The organism is Candidatus Marinimicrobia bacterium CG08_land_8_20_14_0_20_45_22, from assembly GCA_002774355.1.
Lineage (GTDB): Bacteria > Fidelibacterota > UBA2242 > UBA2242 > UBA2242 > 0-14-0-20-45-22.
Genome location: PEYN01000155.1, coordinates 1 through 18,533 on the forward strand (window position 1 = coordinate 1; position 18,533 = coordinate 18,533).

An 18,533-nucleotide genomic window follows, 5' to 3' on the forward strand; every position below is an offset into this window, starting at 1 on the left:
TAAAGTTCGGAAGAATCATCACCCAGATGTTGGATACAATCGTTGTTATCGACACACATTGGGATTCCGCTTTTGCGGAATTGAAATACAAATTCCATAAATTGACAATAGACAGGTGAAATTGATAATGACACAAAAATATGAAGTAATTATAGGATTAGAAATACACGCCCAACTCATTACGGATACAAAAATATTTTGCCGATGTAAAAACAGATATGGAGCCGAGCCTAATTCACTGGTTTGTCCAGTCTGTTTAGGATTACCCGGGACATTGCCGGTCCTGAATCAGAAATGTGTCGAATATGCTATGAAAATGGGTTTAGCGACTGAATGTACTATTGCTCGCTTTTCAAGATTCGCACGAAAGAACTATTTTTATCCAGATTTAACTAAAGGGTATCAAATTTCTCAATATGATGAACCGCTTTGCGCAAGTGGTTCCGTTTTAATTCGTGTCAATGACAAAGAAAAACGGATCGGTATCACGCGTATTCATCTCGAAGAAGATGCCGGAAAATCGATTCATAACTCTGGTGAAATCACTGACACTTTAGTCGATTACAATAGGTGCGGTGTTCCATTGATCGAAATAGTATCTGAGCCGGATATGCGTTCTCCTGAAGAAGCATATTCCTATCTTGCGAAACTCAAACAAATCCTTGAATATCTTGAAATTTGTGATTGCAACATGGAAGAAGGTAGCCTTCGGTGCGACGCCAATATTTCACTGAGACCATTCGGGCAGGAAAAATTTGGCACGAAAACTGAAATGAAGAATATGAATTCGTTTAGAGGTGTCGAACGTGCGTTGAATTTTGAAATTCAACGCCAAATGAAAATATTAGATAAAGGCGGGCAAGTTCTTCAACAAACGCTACTTTGGGACGAAACTTCCGGCATGGCAAAGCCAATGCGCACAAAAGAGGAATCCGATGATTATCGTTATTTCCCTGAACCGGATTTAGTCCCTCTCAGTGTCAGTGAAAAAATGATCAACCAAGTTCGTAATGAATTACCCGAATTACCTGATGATAAATTCAAAAGATTTATTAGCCAATATCATTTGCGGGAATATGATACTAAGGTTCTAACAGCTGACCGAAAAATTGCTGATTATTATGAAAAGGTGGTTAAGATCAGTAACGATCCGGTTTTAACAAGTAAATGGATTCAGTCCGAGACGCTTCGCGCAATAAAGGACAAAAATACTGATATCGAACATTTCCGAATATCGTCTGAACGTATGGGGCGATTATTAAATATCTTGAAAAATAATGAGATAACTGTTTCTGTTGCAAAAGAAGTGTTCAGCAAAATGTTGGAATCCTCCGATTCTCCTGAACAGATTATTGCCAAAGAAAATTTAGCACAAGTTAATGATTCTGAAGACCTTAAATCCATTATCAAGGAAATGATTGCTGAAAATCCAAACGAACTGGAAAAATATCGAGACGGGAAAAAAGCTTTGTTCGGCTTTTTCATGGGACAAATGATGAAAAAGACAAAAGGGAAGACGAATCCTGATGTTTTGTCTTCTTTATTGAAAAAATTATTGGAGTGATACGGACATAGAAGCAGTTTTCTATTTCCTTGTCAATTCTCTTAAATTCGGTTAAACTATGGCGCTTTTTTAGGAGAGATGTCCGAGAGGCTTAAGGAGCACGCTTGGAAAGCGTGTGTATCGGAAACGGTACCCGGGGTTCGAATCCCCGTCTCTCCGCAAAAATTTTAAAAAAATCTATTCCTAAAAAAGTCCCAATCTTGTATCCAAAAAAATTGCATAAAAAAATTACACTTTAAATCATTTAAGAATCTTCATAATTTAGAATCTTAAAATTTAAATAAGTTTATATATTTTGAGATATACTATATATAATAAACTAATAATATTTTAATAGCAACAATTATAAATATCTATTAAATTTACCGCAATTATTTTTTAATAGATTTTTACAATAATTGACATTTAGAAAGGATAAGTAAGGAAGAAAAATGGTTGAAAGGGTTAAAAAAGATAATGTAGAATTCGTAAGGTTGCAGTTATTCGATCTGATGGGAGTTCCCAAAGAGGTGATTATTCCGGTAGAAGAACTTGAAGATTCGCTGGAAAACGGTGTTTGGTTTGACGGTTCATCAATCGAAGGTTTTGCTAGAATTCAGGAAAGTGATCTATTTTTGAAACCGGATATCAAAACATACTCCTTGTTACCCTGGTTGAACGAAGGCGGTAAGACGGCGAGAGTCATTTGCGATATTTATCGTTCGGATAATCAACCATTTGAAGATGATCCACGGACGGTTTTACGAAAAGTTGTACAAGAATCTCGAGATATGGGATTTGAATATTACGTGGGTCCTGAACTCGAATTTTATCTTTTTAAAAAGGACGATTCCACGCGAACTAAGCCAATAGATAGTGGCAGTTATTTTGATTTAAACTCTTACGAAGGTTATCAGTTAATCAAAGATATTATCACTGCGTTAAAAAGTTTCGGAATATCAGTCGAGACTTCGCATCACGAAGTCGGAATCGGACAATACGAAATCGATTTTAAATATGGAACGGCTTTAGAAACCGCTGACAGGTTGCTAACTTTAAAATATACAGTGAAGAAAATTTCACAGATGCACAATATTCAAGCGACTTTCATGCCAAAACCAATTTCTGGAATTGCTGGCTCAGGTATGCACGTTCACCAGAGTTTGTTCGATATCAAGACAGGTAAAAATTTATTTTATAACGGTGACGATCCATACAGACTTTCACCATTGGCTTATAATTTTATGGCTGGGTTGATGAAACATGTCAAGGCCATGGCGGCTATACTTTGCCCAACGGTCAATTCTTATAAACGTTTGGTTACTGGTTATGAAGCGCCGGTTTATATTTCATGGGGGAGCAAAAACAGAACCGCGCTTGTTCGTATTCCAAATTGGTTTAATAGTAAGCCAAATTCAGCACGGATGGAATTGCGCTGTCCCGATCCTACTTGTAATCCTTATTTATCTTTTGCGGTGATGTTGAAAGCCGGACTTGAAGGTATCAAGCACAACCTACAGCCGCCGAAACCTGTGGAGGAAAACATTTTCAAGATCGATCGGGAAAGTTTGAGAATAAAAAACATTGATAGTTTACCCAATTCTCTATCAGACGCGATAAGCGAGTTGAAAAAGAGTTCGCTCTTTGCCGATGTGCTTGGAAAACATTTATTTAATAAATACATTGCCATAAAAACAAAGGAAGTTGGAGAATATCACCAGCAGGTAACGCCTTGGGAGGTTGAGAAATACCTCGATCAATTTTAGCCAACTAATCGTGGCCGTTCCAATAGCAGTCCATGAAATATTTGACTGTTCGATTGATTTGGAAATGGCATTGCTCTATTTTTTATGTTAGATTATTAATGTTTTATGAGATGGGAAGTGCTTCTAAATTTGTAAGGAATCGAGAATGCTTAATTATCTGAGTTTGACGCTGTTACTGTTAATTTTAATTCTTCAGATTATACTGTATCTGAAAATGTCAAAAGTCGGAACGCCACAAGATAATTCTATCAAAGAGTTGAAAGATAAAATCGTCGAACTGGAGTCGCGGCTTAATCTTTTCCCAGAAATCGTTCAATCCAAAACTGCAGAAATTATTCAGCGGCGTTTTACCGATTTTACGGATAGCGTCTCGGCAAAAAATTTGGAATTGATACAAAGATTTGGAGCATTTCAAAACGATCTTACCAAATCTCTTTCCGATAGTAGCAGAAAATTGAGTGAGGATTTTACTCGCTTTAAAGAATCATTCCAGAAAGGTTTGACGGAAGATTTCGATAAACTCAATTTGACTGTTGAGAAAAAACTTGAGGCGATCAATGTGAAAGTTCAGGAGAATCTAAACGAAGGTTTTAAAAAGACGAATGAGACGTTTGGTGATGTACTTCAGCGTTTGGCAAAAATCGATGAAGCACAGAAAAAGATCGAAAGTCTTTCAACAAACGTTGTGTCACTCCAAGACATATTATCGGATAAGAAAAGCCGTGGCGTTTTTGGCGAAGTACAGTTAAACCAGATTTTGTTTGCCGTTTTTGGTGATAAGAACGACAAAGTCTTTCAAACCCAATACACGCTTAGTAATTCCTGTCGTGTGGACGCTATTCTGTTTGCGCCTAAACCAATGGGAAATATTGGCATCGACTCGAAATTTCCGCTGGAAAACTATCGAAAGATGGTCGATACAACTTTGCCGGAATCGGTGAGACAGGAAGCCTTCAAATCGTTCAATTCGGATGTAAAAATAAAAATAGATGAAATTGCCGATAAATATATTATACCGAACGAGACAGCCGATCAGGCAATTATGTTTCTGCCGGCAGAAGCGGTTTTTGCCGAACTTTATGCTTACCATGAAAGTCTGGTTACTTATGCGTTTTCTAAACGTGTCTGGATCACTTCGCCAACGACTTTTATGGCAATATTAAGTACGCTTCAGACGGTTTTGAACGATATGGAACGTCGGAAATATGCCGATCTCATTCAGAAAGAATTGAATAAACTTGGTGAAGATTTTAAACGATACCGCGATCGTTGGACCAACTTATCCAAACACATCGATACTGTTCAAAAAGATGTAAAAGAGATACATACGACAACCGATAAAATTTCTAATTCATTCGATAAAATTGCCAAGGTGGAAATAGACAACAAACCGCTTATAGGATCAGAAACCGAACAGCCTATATTGTTGGAAGGAAGAGATTAAAAATCCATTGTGTTTTTACCACTAATAATAAATATATGAGAATAGTGTATAAATGAACATTATCATGATTTTCCTGATAGCTGTTGGATGGATCGCATTTGGGCTGTTATTATATGTCGGAGGGAATATGATTTATGAAGCAATAAACGAAAATTCATTTGAATATCGTTTTGATCCTTCAAGTAATAAAGTGCTGTTTTCATTATCGACTGCCACAAGTATTGATGCGCTTGCTGTCGGAGTCACATTCGCATTTTTACAATTCAATATCATTTTACCGATTCTACTCATTGGTATTGCAACTTTTAGCATCACGCTTTTCGGAGTTTATATCGGAAAGAGGATTAGTAGTGTATTCGGTAAAAAAGTAGAAATATTTAGTGGATTAATGCTCATTGGAATTGGCATTAAAATACTTATTGAGCACTTATATCTACAAAACGAATCTTTAATTCATTTATCAGACGGATGGTAGTAAATTTCAACCGTTTTTTTAAATATTTTTATTAGGGAAACCAAAGAAGCCGGAGATTTTTTGGAATTTTACTTGTTGTGAGAGAATAAAATAGAAAATAATAGAGTTATGAATCATATGGAAGAATTGACAAACGGAAGATTAATGATACCTACAAAATTTCGGCGTGAAATGGACATCCGAGAAACCGAAAAGGCTATCAAATTTATCAAGGATTATTTTGAAGAAAATTTCGCACGCGAGATGAACCTTCAGCGTGTTTCAGCACCATTAGCTGTTCTCAATAATACCGGTATTAACGACTATTTATCCGGGACAGAAAAACCTGCAAGTTTTCGAATTAAGGCAACAAATCAATCAGCCGAAATCGTGCAATCTTTGGCGAAGTGGAAACGGAAAGCTCTGGCTGATTACGGATTTATCAGCGGTGAAGGAATTTATACGGATATGAATGCTATTCGTCCCGATGAGGCTTTCCTTGATAACCTGCATTCGATTTATGTTGATCAATGGGATTGGGAACGGGTTATCGCCGAAAACGAGCGGAATCTGGATGTGTTAAAATATATTGTAAGCAAAATATATAGCGTTATTTATAAGACCGAACAAGCTGTCTGTCGGAAATACCATCAACTTCAGAGACGATTTCTTCCTGAAAAAATCACATTTATTCACAGCGAAGAATTGCTGGAAATGTATCCGGATTTATCTCCAAGAGAACGCGAGAATGCCATTTGTAAAGATAAAAAGGCGGTGTTTATCGTTGGGATCGGCTCACCTTTGAAAGATGGAAAACCGCACGACGACCGAGCTTCGGATTATGATGATTGGTCGTCGGAAACCGAGAAAAATCGTCATGGACTTAATGGCGATATTATTGTCTGGTATCCGGTGCTCAATTGTGCAATGGAACTAAGTTCGATGGGAATTCGCGTGGATAAAGCGGCTCTTGAAAGGCAATTAACTCTAAAAAATGAGGAATACAAGAAAGATTTGGATTTTCACCGACGGTTGATTGATCGGGAACTTCCATTATCAATCGGTGGAGGAATCGGTCAATCTCGGCTCTGTATGTTTTTTTTGCGAAAAGCTCACATTGGCGAAGTCCAAGCGGGAATTTGGCCGGATGAAATGTTGGAAACTTGTAAACAAAATCAGATATTTTTACTATGACTTATTTAAATATTTCAAGAAAATACAATATGTAACTATATAATAAATCAGACGATTAAAGCAAAGGTATATTAATGGGATATCCGTTTAAAGAAATCGAAAAAAAATGGCAAAAGTATTGGGAAGACAATAAAACTTTCAAAGCAGTAGATTTTTCTGAAAAACCAAAATATTATGTTCTCGATATGTTCCCATATCCAAGCGGCGCTGGTCTGCATGTTGGTCATCCTGAAGGATATATCGCGACCGATATTATAGCCAGATATAAGCGAAAGAAGGGATTTAATGTACTTCATCCGATGGGTTGGGACGCTTTCGGTCTGCCTGCAGAAAATTACGCGCTTCAAACCAGAACGCACCCAAAAATCACGACACAGCGGAATATCGATACATTTCGTAGGCAGATAAAATCGTTCGGTTTTTCCTATGATTGGGACCGTGAGATCAATACTACCGATCCAAAATACTATAAATGGACTCAATGGATTTTTCAGCAATTATATAAAAAAGGTTTAGTCTATCAGGCGGAAATTCCCGTCAATTGGTGTCCTGAACTGAAAACTGTTTTGGCAAATGAAGAAGTCATCGATGGAAAATCTGAACGCGGTGGCTTTTCCGTCGTTCGCATTCCGATGCGGCAATGGATTTTAAAAATCACTGCGTATGCGGATCGATTACTGAGTGATCTTGATTTAGTGGATTTACCGGAAAGTATCAAGGAAATGCAGAGGAATTGGATCGGAAGATCGGAAGGAGCGATGGTTACGTTTAAAATCGCCGGACATGATCAAGCCTTAAAAGTCTTCACGACACGCCCGGATACGCTTTTTGGCGCGACATATATGGTTGTAGCGCCGGAACATCCAATTTTAGATAAACTCGTTCCTGAACCTTTTAAAAGCGTAGTCGAAAATTATTGTATTGTGACTTCGAAAAAAAGTGATCTTGAACGTATTGAACTGACAAAAGATAAAACCGGCGTATTTACTGGATTTTATGCAATTAATCCTTTGACTAATAGGCAGATACCGGTTTGGACTTCTGATTATGTTTTGATGACTTACGGAACGGGAGCGATCATGGCAGTTCCAGGTCATGATCAACGCGACTGGGAATTTGCAAAGAAATTTGGGATTGATATCATTGAAGTGATTTCTGGTGGCGATATCACTCAAGAATCTTACACCGGAAATGGAATATTGGTTAATTCAGGTTTTCTAAATGGAATGGATGTTGTATCAGCTAAAAAGAAAATAACTGATTGGTTGGTCGATAAAGGAATTGGTGAGTTCAGTGTTCAGTATAAATTGAGGGATTGGACATTCTCACGGCAGAGATACTGGGGTGAACCATTTCCATTTAAAATATTTCAAGATGGGAGCGTAGAACTACTAAAAGAAAGTGAACTTCCGCTAGAATTGCCAGAAATGGAAAGATACGAACCAAGTGGTACTGGCGAGTCGCCACTTGCTAATTTAAAAGAGTGGAACGACTTTATCGATCCAGAGACTGGGAAAAGAGCACGATATGAGACGAATACAATGCCTCAATGGGCTGGTTCCTGCTGGTATTATCTTCGTTATATTGATCCGAATAATGATTCTAAAGCTTGGGATTCTAAAAAAGAAAAATATTGGATGCCTATCGATTTATATATCGGTGGCGCTGAACATGCAGTCTTGCACTTGTTATATGCAAGATTCTGGCATAAAGTACTTTACGACCTTGGATTTGTCTCAACACCTGAACCGTTTTTAAAACTAATCAATCAAGGAATGATCCTTGGGGAAGATGGCGAGAAAATGAGCAAGTCACGCGGAAATGTCATAAATCCAGATGATGTGATTAGCAAATATGGAGCCGATACCTTCAGAATTTATGAAATGTTCATGGGGCCTTTAACTCGAACAAAACCGTGGAATACTTCAAGCATTGAAGGTGTTTATCGTTTTTTAAGCAGAATATGGAATATTATTTTAAACGATAACAATCAATTACTCGATGACATCCAAGATGTTACTCCCAATTCTGATACTTTAAATATTCTTCATAAAACAATTCAAAAAGTAACTGAGGATATTGAAAATTTTCATTTTAATACCGCAATCTCGCAGTTAATGATTTTTATCAATGAAATATCAGCGCTAGAAATAAAGCCTTTATCAGTCATGTTAGATTTCATTGATTTGCTGAGTCCGTTTGCACCTCATATTTCTGAAGAAATATTTGTAAGACTATCGAATTCAAATAATTTTTCATATAAAAAATGGCCAACCTATGATCCAAATTATATCAAAGAAGACGTAGTAACCATAGCTATTCAGGTAAATGGTAAAATTCGGGGCCAATTTGATATTAAACGAGATGCAACCGATGAAGAATGTTTGAATTTGTCATTCCAAGTTATGAATGTTAAACGTTTTACTGATGGCAAAGAAATTATAAAAAAAGTAGTTGTAAAAAACAAACTCGTAAGTATCGTTGTAAAATAACTGATATAAAAGGTCGACAGGGGGATAGTTGGGGTGTGCCGATGTTCAATCTTGTGATAATTGCTTATTCAATATCAATAAGTTTACATAATATATCTTATGCTTATATGTTTTTGATTGATTTTTATAGCTTCTTCTATATCGTTCAAAGTTCCTTATTTCGCTACTACATCTAAATTGCACGATTTTTCTATCTTTTTATTTCCATTTCGTCTGGTTCGGTTTTAATTTTACACCGTTATTTTTTATTGTGAAATCTAAACCAAATCGGGTATTATATCTCTATGAAGAAAATATTGATTGCCTTTCTTTTTCTTTCATCTATTTTAAACACTTCAAAATTAATATCCATAAGAGACGATGGAGTATAATTAATGAAAATTTTAGTAACGGGTGGCGCTGGATATATCGGTAGTCATACTTGTCTCGAACTTCTAAATAATGGTTATGAAATCATCGTCGTTGATAACTTAATAAACAGCAAATCAGAATCTCTGCGAAGAGTTCAGGAATTGACCGGCAAGTCTCTGATATTTCATCAAGTTGACATTATAGATGAATCGGCACTTGAAACGGTTTTTAAACGATATTCTATCAATGCTGTTATTCACTTTGCTGGATTGAAGGCTGTTGGAGAATCCGTCCAACAACCACTTCGATATTATCACAACAATGTGAACGGTTCCTTAACACTCTTTAAAGTAATGACTCATAACCATGTTAAAAAAATTGTCTTCAGTTCCTCTGCAACAATTTATGGCGATCCAGTCACCGTTCCAATTACAGAGAACTTCCCTGTCAAAACGACAAATCCTTACGGTTCGACTAAGTTATTCATTGAAAATATCTTACAAGATTTATATAAATCTGATCCGGAATGGGATGTCATTCTTTTACGGTATTTTAATCCGGTTGGCGCACACGAATCCGGTAGAATTGGAGAAGACCCCAATGGTATCCCAAATAACCTGATGCCAATTATTTCTCAAGTCGCAGTTGGAAAACTTCCGCTGTTGAATGTCTATGGAAATGATTATCCAACTCTGGATGGAACTGGTGTCAGAGATTACATTCATGTGGTAGATTTAGCAAGAGGACACATTAAAGCCATAGATAAATTGAAAACAAAACTAACATCTGTTGAAATTTATAATCTTGGTACAGGACGTGGATATAGCGTATTTGAAATGATTCAAGCATTCGAAAAAGCGTCTGGAAAATCAATTAAATTCAAAATAGTCGGACGCCGGTCTGGAGACATCGCCCAATGTTATGCAGATCCATCCAAAGCATTTAGAGAACTTGGGTGGAAAGTGGAATATGATATTGACGATATGTGCCGATCTGCATGGGAATGGCAGATGAAGAATCCGGACGGTTATCCCGAAATGGAACCTTACTTATAATTTTTATCAGATAATTGGAATAAATCCGGTCAGATAATTCAGAGCAACTTCAAGCAAGGATTCATCCAATTCAAGTTCGCCGCTATGCAGTTTACCTTTTCCACCGCCGCCGATGTAAAAATATAACCCCGGCGCTTTTGTCAAATAATATGAGAAATCATCCGCTCCCATCGAAGGTTTTGGAAGTATGATGAGTTGGTCTAAAGTGCTATTCTTTCTCATAAATTCAATCATCTGGTCGCAAAGTTTTAAATTGTTAATTACTGGCGGACAGTTGGTTGGAAATTCAACGGTTATCTTACATTTCTTCTCATTTTCAAATTGACACGCAAGGTTGCGGATCAGTTCGCTAATCCTCTCAGATGTTTGCGGTGAAAATGTTCTTAACGTGCCTTTTAATGTAACAACTTGAGGAATGACGTTATGAGCATTTCCACCATGAATTTCTCCAAATGCGAGTACAAAAATTTCATTCTGATTTATATGTTCTTTCAGGAATTTCTGAATTTGATAAATAAACGTTGCTGTAATTGGAATTAAATCAATTGTTTCTTGAGGACGTGATGTATGCCCGCCAGGCCCTTTAAACGTAATTTGAACCGAAGTTGAAGAAGCATTCGATGCTCCACGAGAGAATCCAATCTTTCCGATGGGAATTTCACAATGAACATGCGCCGCAAGGATTGTCTTAACATTTTCCAAAATATCTTCCTTGATAACACTATCTGCGCCAGTAGGATACGCTTCTTCTGCTGGCTGAAAAACTACACGCAGTTTAAACACATTTTTAACGGGTGATAATTGAAAATACCTCAATAAGCCTAAGCCAATCGCTGTATGAAAATCGTGACCACAGGCGTGCATAATGTATTTATTTTGTGAACGTATCGCATGATCCAAATCTTCCATTACCGGCAATGCATCGATATCTGATCGATACACGAGGGTTTTTCCTTCCCCGACATCACAGTAGCCACCTGTTTTTAACGTCTTAAATGGTTGGAAATTTAATCCCCAACCTTCTAAAACGGTCTTAATTAATTCTGTAGTTTTAAACTCTTGCCATGACAATTCAGGATTCTGATGAATTTTTCTCCGGATGTCGATTAATTCTGGTAGAATCGACTGAATGATTGGATCTTTTTTCACTTTAGACTGTCATTTCCATCAATTTAGGCAAAGTATTTCTGTAAGTTTGTTGGATTTCGTCTAAAGGAAGATTGATAGAATCATTCATCTTCAATTTTCCGTTATCTTTGACTCTTCCAATTGTCACACATGGGACGATATTCTTTGAAGCGATCCGTTCCATTTCCAATAGCCTGCTTTCATCAATACTAATGATGATAACTGATTGACTTTCAGCAAAGAAGAGTTCATCTTCTCTTAATTTTCCGGAGATGAATATTGATGCGCCCATTGGATTTTCTGGATTAGAAATACATGCTTCTGCAATTGCAACAGCCATTCCGCCATCTGACACGTCGATTGCAGAATGAACGATCTTCATTTCAATCGCCTCAAGGCAAGCGTCTTGAACGCGCCTCTCAAAGGATATATCGATATCTGGCGCATCACCGGCAACTGTGTCATGTATGACCTTTAAGTAGGCGCTTCCTCCCAGTTCGCCTTTAATCGTACCTAACATTAAAATGAAATCGCCGTCTTTTTTAAACCAACTGGTTGTGATATTTTCCAGATTGTTGATTAACCCAAGCATTCCCACAACTGGTGTCGGATAAATGGCTCCCAAAGGCGATTCATTATAGAAGCTAACATTTCCACCAGTTACAGGCGTGTCCAACGCACGGCAGGCGTCTCCTATTCCCAGAACTGCTTGTTTAAATTGATAATAAATCTCTGGATCGTAAGGATTTCCAAAATTTAGACAATTTGTAATGGCTATAGGTCTCGCTCCCGAGCAAACAACATTTCTGGCAGATTCTGCTACGGCAATAGCGCCACCTTTATATGGATTCAAATAGGTGTATCGCCCATTCCCATCAGTTTTAGTTGCTATGGCTTTATTCGTTCCTTTGATTCTGATGACGGCAGATGAACTCCCTGGTGCTACCGAAGTATTCGTGCGAACACTATGATCATATTGTTGGAAAATCCATCGTTTATCTGCGATGTCCGGTGAAGCGATCAGCTTCATTAAAACTTCATTATAATCCTTTGGCTCAGGTAGTTTTCGAATATTTTTCGCTCGTAGTTTGGCTATATATTTTGGTTCTTTTGTTTCACGTAAATAAACCGGAGCGCCGCCGCCAAGAACCAGATGCCATGATGGAATTGAGCCTACTTTTTTCCCATTCAAGATCAGATCGAGATTCCCGGAATCGGTCACCTGCCCAATTTCCACGCAATTCAAATCCCATTTCTTGAAAATTTCCTTAACCTCTTCCTCAAATCCTCTTCGGATAATAACAAGCATGCGTTCCTGTGACTCAGACAACATAATTTCATATGGCGTCATGTCCTTTTCGCGAAGTGGAACCGCATTGAGGTTCAGGCAAATTCCTGATTTTCCTTTAGTAGAGGTTTCGGAAGTCGAGCAAGCAATACCAGCCGCTCCCATGTCCTGAATCCCTATCAGATAATCTTTCTTGGCAAGTTCCAATGTCGCTTCGAGTAGTAATTTTTCCGTAAAAGGATCGCCAACTTGAACGGACGACCGGCGGCTTTCCGATTCTTCACTTAGTTCAACCGATGCAAACGTCGCTCCGTGAATTCCATCGCGTCCGGTTGAAGATCCAACAATCATCACTGTATTGCCGACGCCTTTTGCGACGGCGCTCACGACATGGTCTTTTTTCACGATGCCGATGGTCATAACATTGACGAGCGGATTTCCCGTGTAGCATTCGTCAAAATAAACCTCACCAGCGACAGTCGGCACTCCCATGCAATTTCCGTAATGCGCAATGCCTTTGACGACCTGATCGAACAGATAGCGATTCCTCGGATTCGTCAGAGGACCGAAACGCAGAGAATCCAGTGAAGCAATCGGACGCGCACCCATCGTAAAAATATCCCGCATAATTCCACCGACACCGGTTGCCGCTCCCTGAAAAGGTTCGATTGCAGATGGATGATTGTGACTTTCGATTTTAAAAGCAACTGCCTGCCCGTCGCCGATATCGACTAAACCGGCATTTTCCTCGCCAGCCCCAACAAGCAATCGTCTTCCGGATCGTGGCAGTGTTTTTATCATTGCTATCGAATTCTTATAACTGCAATGCTCACTCCACATCACGGAGAAGACACCCAGTTCCGTAAAATTCGGTTCGCGCCCGAGTATATTCTTGATCTTTTCCCATTCTTCTTCATTTAATCCGTGCTGGATTGCCAGTTGTAGATCGACTTTAGGTTCCTGCATGTCGCTCATTTATGCTCCTTTATGAGTGATTCGTTTAATTTTTTTCAATGTTTAACGAACGACCGGAATCTTGATCCGATTCCAGAAATCGTTCATGTTTTCGCGCCGCGTGATTTCCATATCGACGCCATCGATCAGCGCAACTTCCGCCGGTCTGAGTCGGTGATTATACGGCATCGACATAACGTTTCCGTAAGCGCCTGCCTGTGTAAAAACGAGCAAATCGCCTTCCTGCACTTTCGGCAACATCCGGTCGCGCGCGAAAATGTCGGTGTTCTCGCAAATCTGTCCGCAGACATTGATCGGAAACACCTCGGTTTCGTTTTCTTTTCCATCAACGATAATCGTATGATATGCGCCGTAAAGCGCCGTCCGGATCAATGTTTGAAATCCGGCATCAATTCCAATAAAATTCTGATAACTTTCCTTCAAACCGAGAACGCTTGAAACCAGAAATCCTGCATTTCCAACGAGGTAACGACCCGGTTCCAGTGTCAAAACCGGATTTCCCAGTTTATATTCGTTCACTTTTTTCCGGAAAATGTCGATGCATTTTTTCCCGATATATGAAATATCTAATTCTTTTTCATCGCTTTGATATGGAATTCCCAGTCCGCCGCCCATGTCGATAAATTCAAATGTGATATCGAGTTCCCGATGGATTTTTCCGAGAATATCTAAAAACAGTTCTAAGATTTTTGGAAAATGTTCATCATCGAGAACGCCTGAACCGGTCATGATATGCGCGCCGAATCGTTGAATTCCCGCGTCCGATGCTTTTTTGTAGGCTAAAGCGGCTTTTTCATGTGGAATTCCGAATTTTGCGCGTTCGCCGCCTGTTGTGATTTTCTCGAACTTGCCTCTTCCCTTTCCGGGATTGATGCGGAAGGATATACGTTCAGGCTTTCCGATTTTCAGCAAACGGTCGAGCGAGTTTGCATCATCCAAATTGATCTGAGCACCAGAATGAAAAGCCGCCGCCAAATCTTCGTAGCTTTCATAATTTCCCGTGTATAAAATATCCGACGGTTGAATGCCAACTTTCATCGCGACTTCCAGCTCGCCCGGGCTGACGCAATCGACGCCAAGTCCATTTTCGCTGATCAGTTTGACAATCGCCGGATGAGAATTCGCCTTCATTGCGTAGAAAATTTTCGTCGGAACATCGTCGGAATGAAAACTTTGCAACAATTTCGCCGCATTTTCTTCGATTTTCGCAAAGTCATAAACGTAGACGGGAGTGCCGTATTTATCAGCAATTTCCCGAACACTCATTCCACCGATTTTCATTCCATTTTCCTCATTTATTCAAATTAACGATGCAGTTGATCCCATATTTTTTGGGCGAGTTTCGGTCCGACGCCTTTGATTTCGCAGTAATCCGCCACCGACGCCGATTTCATCGCAGAAATCGTTTTGAATTTCGCCCACAATTCCTTTTTACGGGCGGCGCCGAGTCCAACAATTCGGTCGAGTTCCGAACCGATCTCTCCTTTTCCGCGCAACTTGCGATGATAAGTGATGGCGAACCGGTGCGCTTCGTTGCGGATTTTCTGAAGCAGGATCAGCGATGGAGAATCTTTTCTCAAAAGGAACGGATCGTTCCTATTGGGTACGAATATCTCGTCCAATCGCTTTGCGATACCGGCGACCGGCAAACTATCTAAGTTCAATTCCATTAATGCCTGTTTGCCTGCCGAGAGTTGCCCTTTTCCGCCGTCGATCAGAATCAAATCCGGCAGATCGTTCGCTTCCCGAACCTGCCGCGAATAGCGCCGTTTGATCACTTCTGCCATCATCGAAAAGTCGTTGATCCCTTCTACCGTTTTGATCTTGAACCTGCGATAGTCGCTCTTTTTAGCTTTTGCATCGACAAATGTTACCAAAGAACCGACGGCAAATTTACCTCGAATGTTCGATATATCAAACGCCTCAATCCGACGCGGAAGGTTCGCCAGCATCAAATCCGTCTGCAAGCGAATCAGCGATTTCGGCGTGTAATCTTCCTTCTGACTCTTTTTTAGCAGGATTTCCTTGATCTGCAGGCTGGCGTTACGTTCAGCCATTTTCATGAGTTGCAAGCGCTCTTCTTTTGCCGGTTTGGAAATCGCGACTTTCGTTCCCCTCAATTCCGACAGCCATTCTTTCAACAAATCGCATTCTTTGGGATAAATATTGATCAGCACTTCCTGCGGCGCGGTCAGCGCTTTTTCATAATATTGCTGGATGAATGTCTGCATTACTTCCGACGGTTCATGCGCGGCGACGCCTTCCAGAAAGAATGAATCTTTGCCGACGAGTTTGCCTTCACGGATTCGGAAAACAACCGCACAGGCGATTTCCTCTTCCGTCACAATCGCCAGCAGATCGCGATCAACCTGATCGTTAAATTCCACCGATTGGCGGCTGGAATAATTCTGAAGAGCGGAATAACTGTCACGATATTTTGCGGCGATCTCAAACTTCATCTCCTTTGCCGCCGTTTCCATTTTTTGCCGGAAGAATTCCAGCGTCTCGGTCGTTTTCCCGCGCAGAAATTGTGCGATCTTTTGAATCGTTATACCATAATCTTCCGGCGAGATTAGCCCTTGGCATGGACCATCGCATCGGTGAATGTGATAATTCAGGCAGAGTCTGACCTTTTTCGATTGGACGGTCTCTTCATCCAACTTGAAACTGCAATCGCGGATGGCGAAGAGTTTTTTAATGATCCGCAGAACCTCTTTCATGTTCGACGAATCCGTATAAGGTCCGAAATACTTTGCGCTGTCTTTGATCAGTTTCCGCGTTACAAAGATTTGCGGGAACAGTTCGTTGGTAATCTTCAGATACGGAAAAGTCTTGTCGTCCTTCATGAAAATATTGTACTTCGGGCGATGCTTCTTGATCAGCGTGTTTTCAAGGATCAACGCTTCGACTTCCGAATGCGTGACGATAAATTCAACATCGGCGATATGAGCAACAAGGCTCAATGTTTTGGGATCTTTCGTGTGGCTCTGGGAAAAATAGGAACGGACACGGTTGCGCAGGATCTTTGCCTTGCCCACGTAAATGATTTTCCCGGCGCTATTCTTATACAGATAGCAACCCGGATCCACCGGCGCGTCTTTGATCTTTGTCTGGAGTTCTGAATTACCCATATTAACCGCGGAGGTCGCAGAGAACGCTGAGATATTTTAAAATTGAATTCAAGTTTTTCACTTCAAATGTCATTATTTTCCTGAGTCAACCTATTTGAACTAATTAATTCCTTTTTCTTATCCGTCTTCATCAGCGTTAAATCTACGGCTAATAAATTTCTTCTTATTTCTCCGCGTTCTCTGCGACCTCCGCGGTTATTTCTTTCTCTCTAAAGCCCGTACAGCATCTCCGTCACCTTATCCTGAAAATCATTGATCTTGCTCGTCGGTGTCGGATAATGATTCACGATGATCGAAAACACATACACTTTCCCGTTCTTCGCTTCCACGAAACCCGACAGCGCGCGCACCCGCCCGATGTATCCGGTCTTCGCAAAGATATGTCCTTTAGCGGGCGAATTCTTCCATCTCGAATCCAGCGTTCCATCGACGCCGGCAATCGGAAGCGAATCGAAAAAGGCTTTTGCATTCTTTCCCTGCTTCATCGCTTTAAGAACGGCAACGGTTTGGATCGGCGTGACAAGATTATGCCGCGAAAGTCCCGACCCATCCACGATGAAAATTCCTTTCGGATCGATCCCGATTGTCTTAAACCATTCTTCCTCGGCGACAATCCCGGAATCGGACCTTCCGCTATGTTTCAATTCAACACCCAGCGTCTTCTGCAACGTCTCCGCATAAAAGTTCTGGCTCACTTTGTTTACGGTTCGGACAATGTCAGACATCTTCGGGGAATCATTCACAACAAGACATGTCATTTTGGAATAATCGGGATCCTGTAAAGGCAATTCGTCGATGTCCGCGATGGAATTGACAGTGATTCCCTTCTTCTGTAAAACCGATTTGAATGTCGCGAGGAAGAATTTCGTCGGATTATCGACCGTCACCCAATCCGTCACCGTGTCAGAATCGATACTGATCGTTCCGAAAATGCGAACCTTCTCTGTACTCGGCGTGCGGTAAAAATCGTACGATGCTGCTGAATCTTTTGGAACTGTAATAATTTGATTGACGATCTGAATATAACCCGGTTCGGGATAAACGACGATCTGCGCTGTATCGCCAACGTTTTTCCCGGGAATAACCAGTAAATCCATACAATTATCGTTGAAAGACAAACCGGACGTCACCGCGCCGTAATAATACGACAGGTCGTCCCACGCCCAGCTGTAACCGATCCCGTTGTCGTCGAAAATATTATCGTCGCCGATGATACAGCCGTCGATCTTCCGAAGTCCCGCCTCTTTCAAAGCATCCGCCCAGTTTTCAAACCGCTCGACCGCATTCCCGCCGTTATCACGCCCGGAAATCGTCGGATCGCCTGAACCTTTGATATACAAATTCCCTTTCAATACTGAATCGATGATCGTTCCATCGGTGTAAACCGCAGTCTTGTATCGGTAATCCGCGCCAAGCAGTGTCAATGCCGACGACGTGGTAAACAGCTTCATGTTGCTCGCGGGCATCAGTAATTTGTGAGCGTTCCGCGAATAGATCACCTCGCCGGTTTGTAAATCCTCGATGTGGATCCCGAAGAATGCCGGACGGAAAGAGGAATCGGCGATCATCCCATCCACCTGATTCCGGAACTGCCGCAAGGCGCGATTCGACGCCTTATAGCGAATCAACGCATCATTATCCAGTATCTTCGGCGGACGTAGAACAGCGCAACCGCTGAGACCGAGAACCATCAATAAACCGAAACAAACAAA

12 protein-coding genes and 1 tRNA gene are annotated in these 18,533 nt (G+C 40.4%); 8 read left to right on the forward strand and 5 right to left on the reverse strand.

The annotated features are described in order from the left end of the window. Positions 1–127: 127 nt before the first annotated feature. The 8 genes from COT43_08810 (at position 128) to galE (ending at position 10,299) form a co-directional block, all read left to right on the forward strand. Complete coding sequence (locus COT43_08810; protein ID PIS27760.1) at positions 128–1,564, forward strand: Asp-tRNA(Asn)/Glu-tRNA(Gln) amidotransferase GatCAB subunit B; 1,437 nt, start codon at positions 128–130, stop codon at positions 1,562–1,564. 72 nt (positions 1,565–1,636) lie between these two features. Beyond that, a tRNA-Ser gene (locus COT43_08815) sits at positions 1,637–1,726 on the forward strand. 269 nt (positions 1,727–1,995) lie between these two features. After that, positions 1,996–3,309, forward strand: coding sequence for a type I glutamate--ammonia ligase (gene glnA / locus COT43_08820; protein PIS27761.1), 1,314 nt, complete (start codon positions 1,996–1,998; stop codon positions 3,307–3,309). Between the two features lie 214 nt (positions 3,310–3,523). Further along, positions 3,524–4,753 (forward strand): DNA recombination protein RmuC, encoded by a 1,230-nt coding sequence (locus tag COT43_08825; GenBank protein ID PIS27770.1) that lies wholly within the window; start codon positions 3,524–3,526, stop codon positions 4,751–4,753. Between the two features lie 52 nt (positions 4,754–4,805). Further along, positions 4,806–5,228: a hypothetical protein gene (locus tag COT43_08830; protein PIS27762.1), complete on the forward strand. Its 423-nt coding sequence runs from the start codon at positions 4,806–4,808 to the stop codon at positions 5,226–5,228. A 117-nt stretch (positions 5,229–5,345) separates the two neighbouring features. Continuing rightward, positions 5,346–6,401 (forward strand): aspartate--ammonia ligase, encoded by a 1,056-nt coding sequence (locus COT43_08835; protein ID PIS27771.1) that lies wholly within the window; start codon positions 5,346–5,348, stop codon positions 6,399–6,401. Between the two features lie 74 nt (positions 6,402–6,475). Continuing rightward, positions 6,476–8,893, forward strand: a complete 2,418-nt coding sequence (locus tag COT43_08840; GenBank protein ID PIS27763.1) for a leucine--tRNA ligase — start codon at positions 6,476–6,478, stop codon at positions 8,891–8,893. Between the two features lie 374 nt (positions 8,894–9,267). Then, positions 9,268–10,299 (forward strand): UDP-glucose 4-epimerase GalE, encoded by a 1,032-nt coding sequence (galE, locus tag COT43_08845; protein PIS27764.1) that lies wholly within the window; start codon positions 9,268–9,270, stop codon positions 10,297–10,299. Between the two features lie 6 nt (positions 10,300–10,305). On the opposite strand, the gene COT43_08850 is transcribed toward galE, so the two are convergent. From COT43_08850 to dacB, 5 genes are all read right to left on the reverse strand, one after another. Then, a complete protein-coding gene (locus COT43_08850) occupies positions 10,306–11,448 on the reverse strand; it encodes a hypothetical protein (GenBank protein ID PIS27765.1) in 1,143 nt (380 codons plus the stop codon). A 1-nt stretch (position 11,449) separates the two neighbouring features. Then, on the reverse strand, positions 11,450–13,690 hold the full coding sequence (locus tag COT43_08855; GenBank protein PIS27766.1) for a phosphoribosylformylglycinamidine synthase subunit PurL: 2,241 nt from the start codon (positions 13,688–13,690) through the stop codon (positions 11,450–11,452). Between the two features lie 42 nt (positions 13,691–13,732). Further along, positions 13,733–14,971: a diaminopimelate decarboxylase gene (gene lysA / locus COT43_08860; protein ID PIS27767.1), complete on the reverse strand. Its 1,239-nt coding sequence runs from the start codon at positions 14,969–14,971 to the stop codon at positions 13,733–13,735. 23 nt (positions 14,972–14,994) lie between these two features. Continuing rightward, positions 14,995–16,821 (reverse strand): excinuclease ABC subunit C, encoded by a 1,827-nt coding sequence (gene uvrC, locus COT43_08865; protein ID PIS27768.1) that lies wholly within the window; start codon positions 16,819–16,821, stop codon positions 14,995–14,997. Between the two features lie 209 nt (positions 16,822–17,030). Beyond that, positions 17,031–18,512 (reverse strand): D-alanyl-D-alanine carboxypeptidase/D-alanyl-D-alanine-endopeptidase, encoded by a 1,482-nt coding sequence (gene dacB, locus COT43_08870; GenBank protein ID PIS27769.1) that lies wholly within the window; start codon positions 18,510–18,512, stop codon positions 17,031–17,033. Positions 18,513–18,533 lie beyond the last annotated feature (21 nt).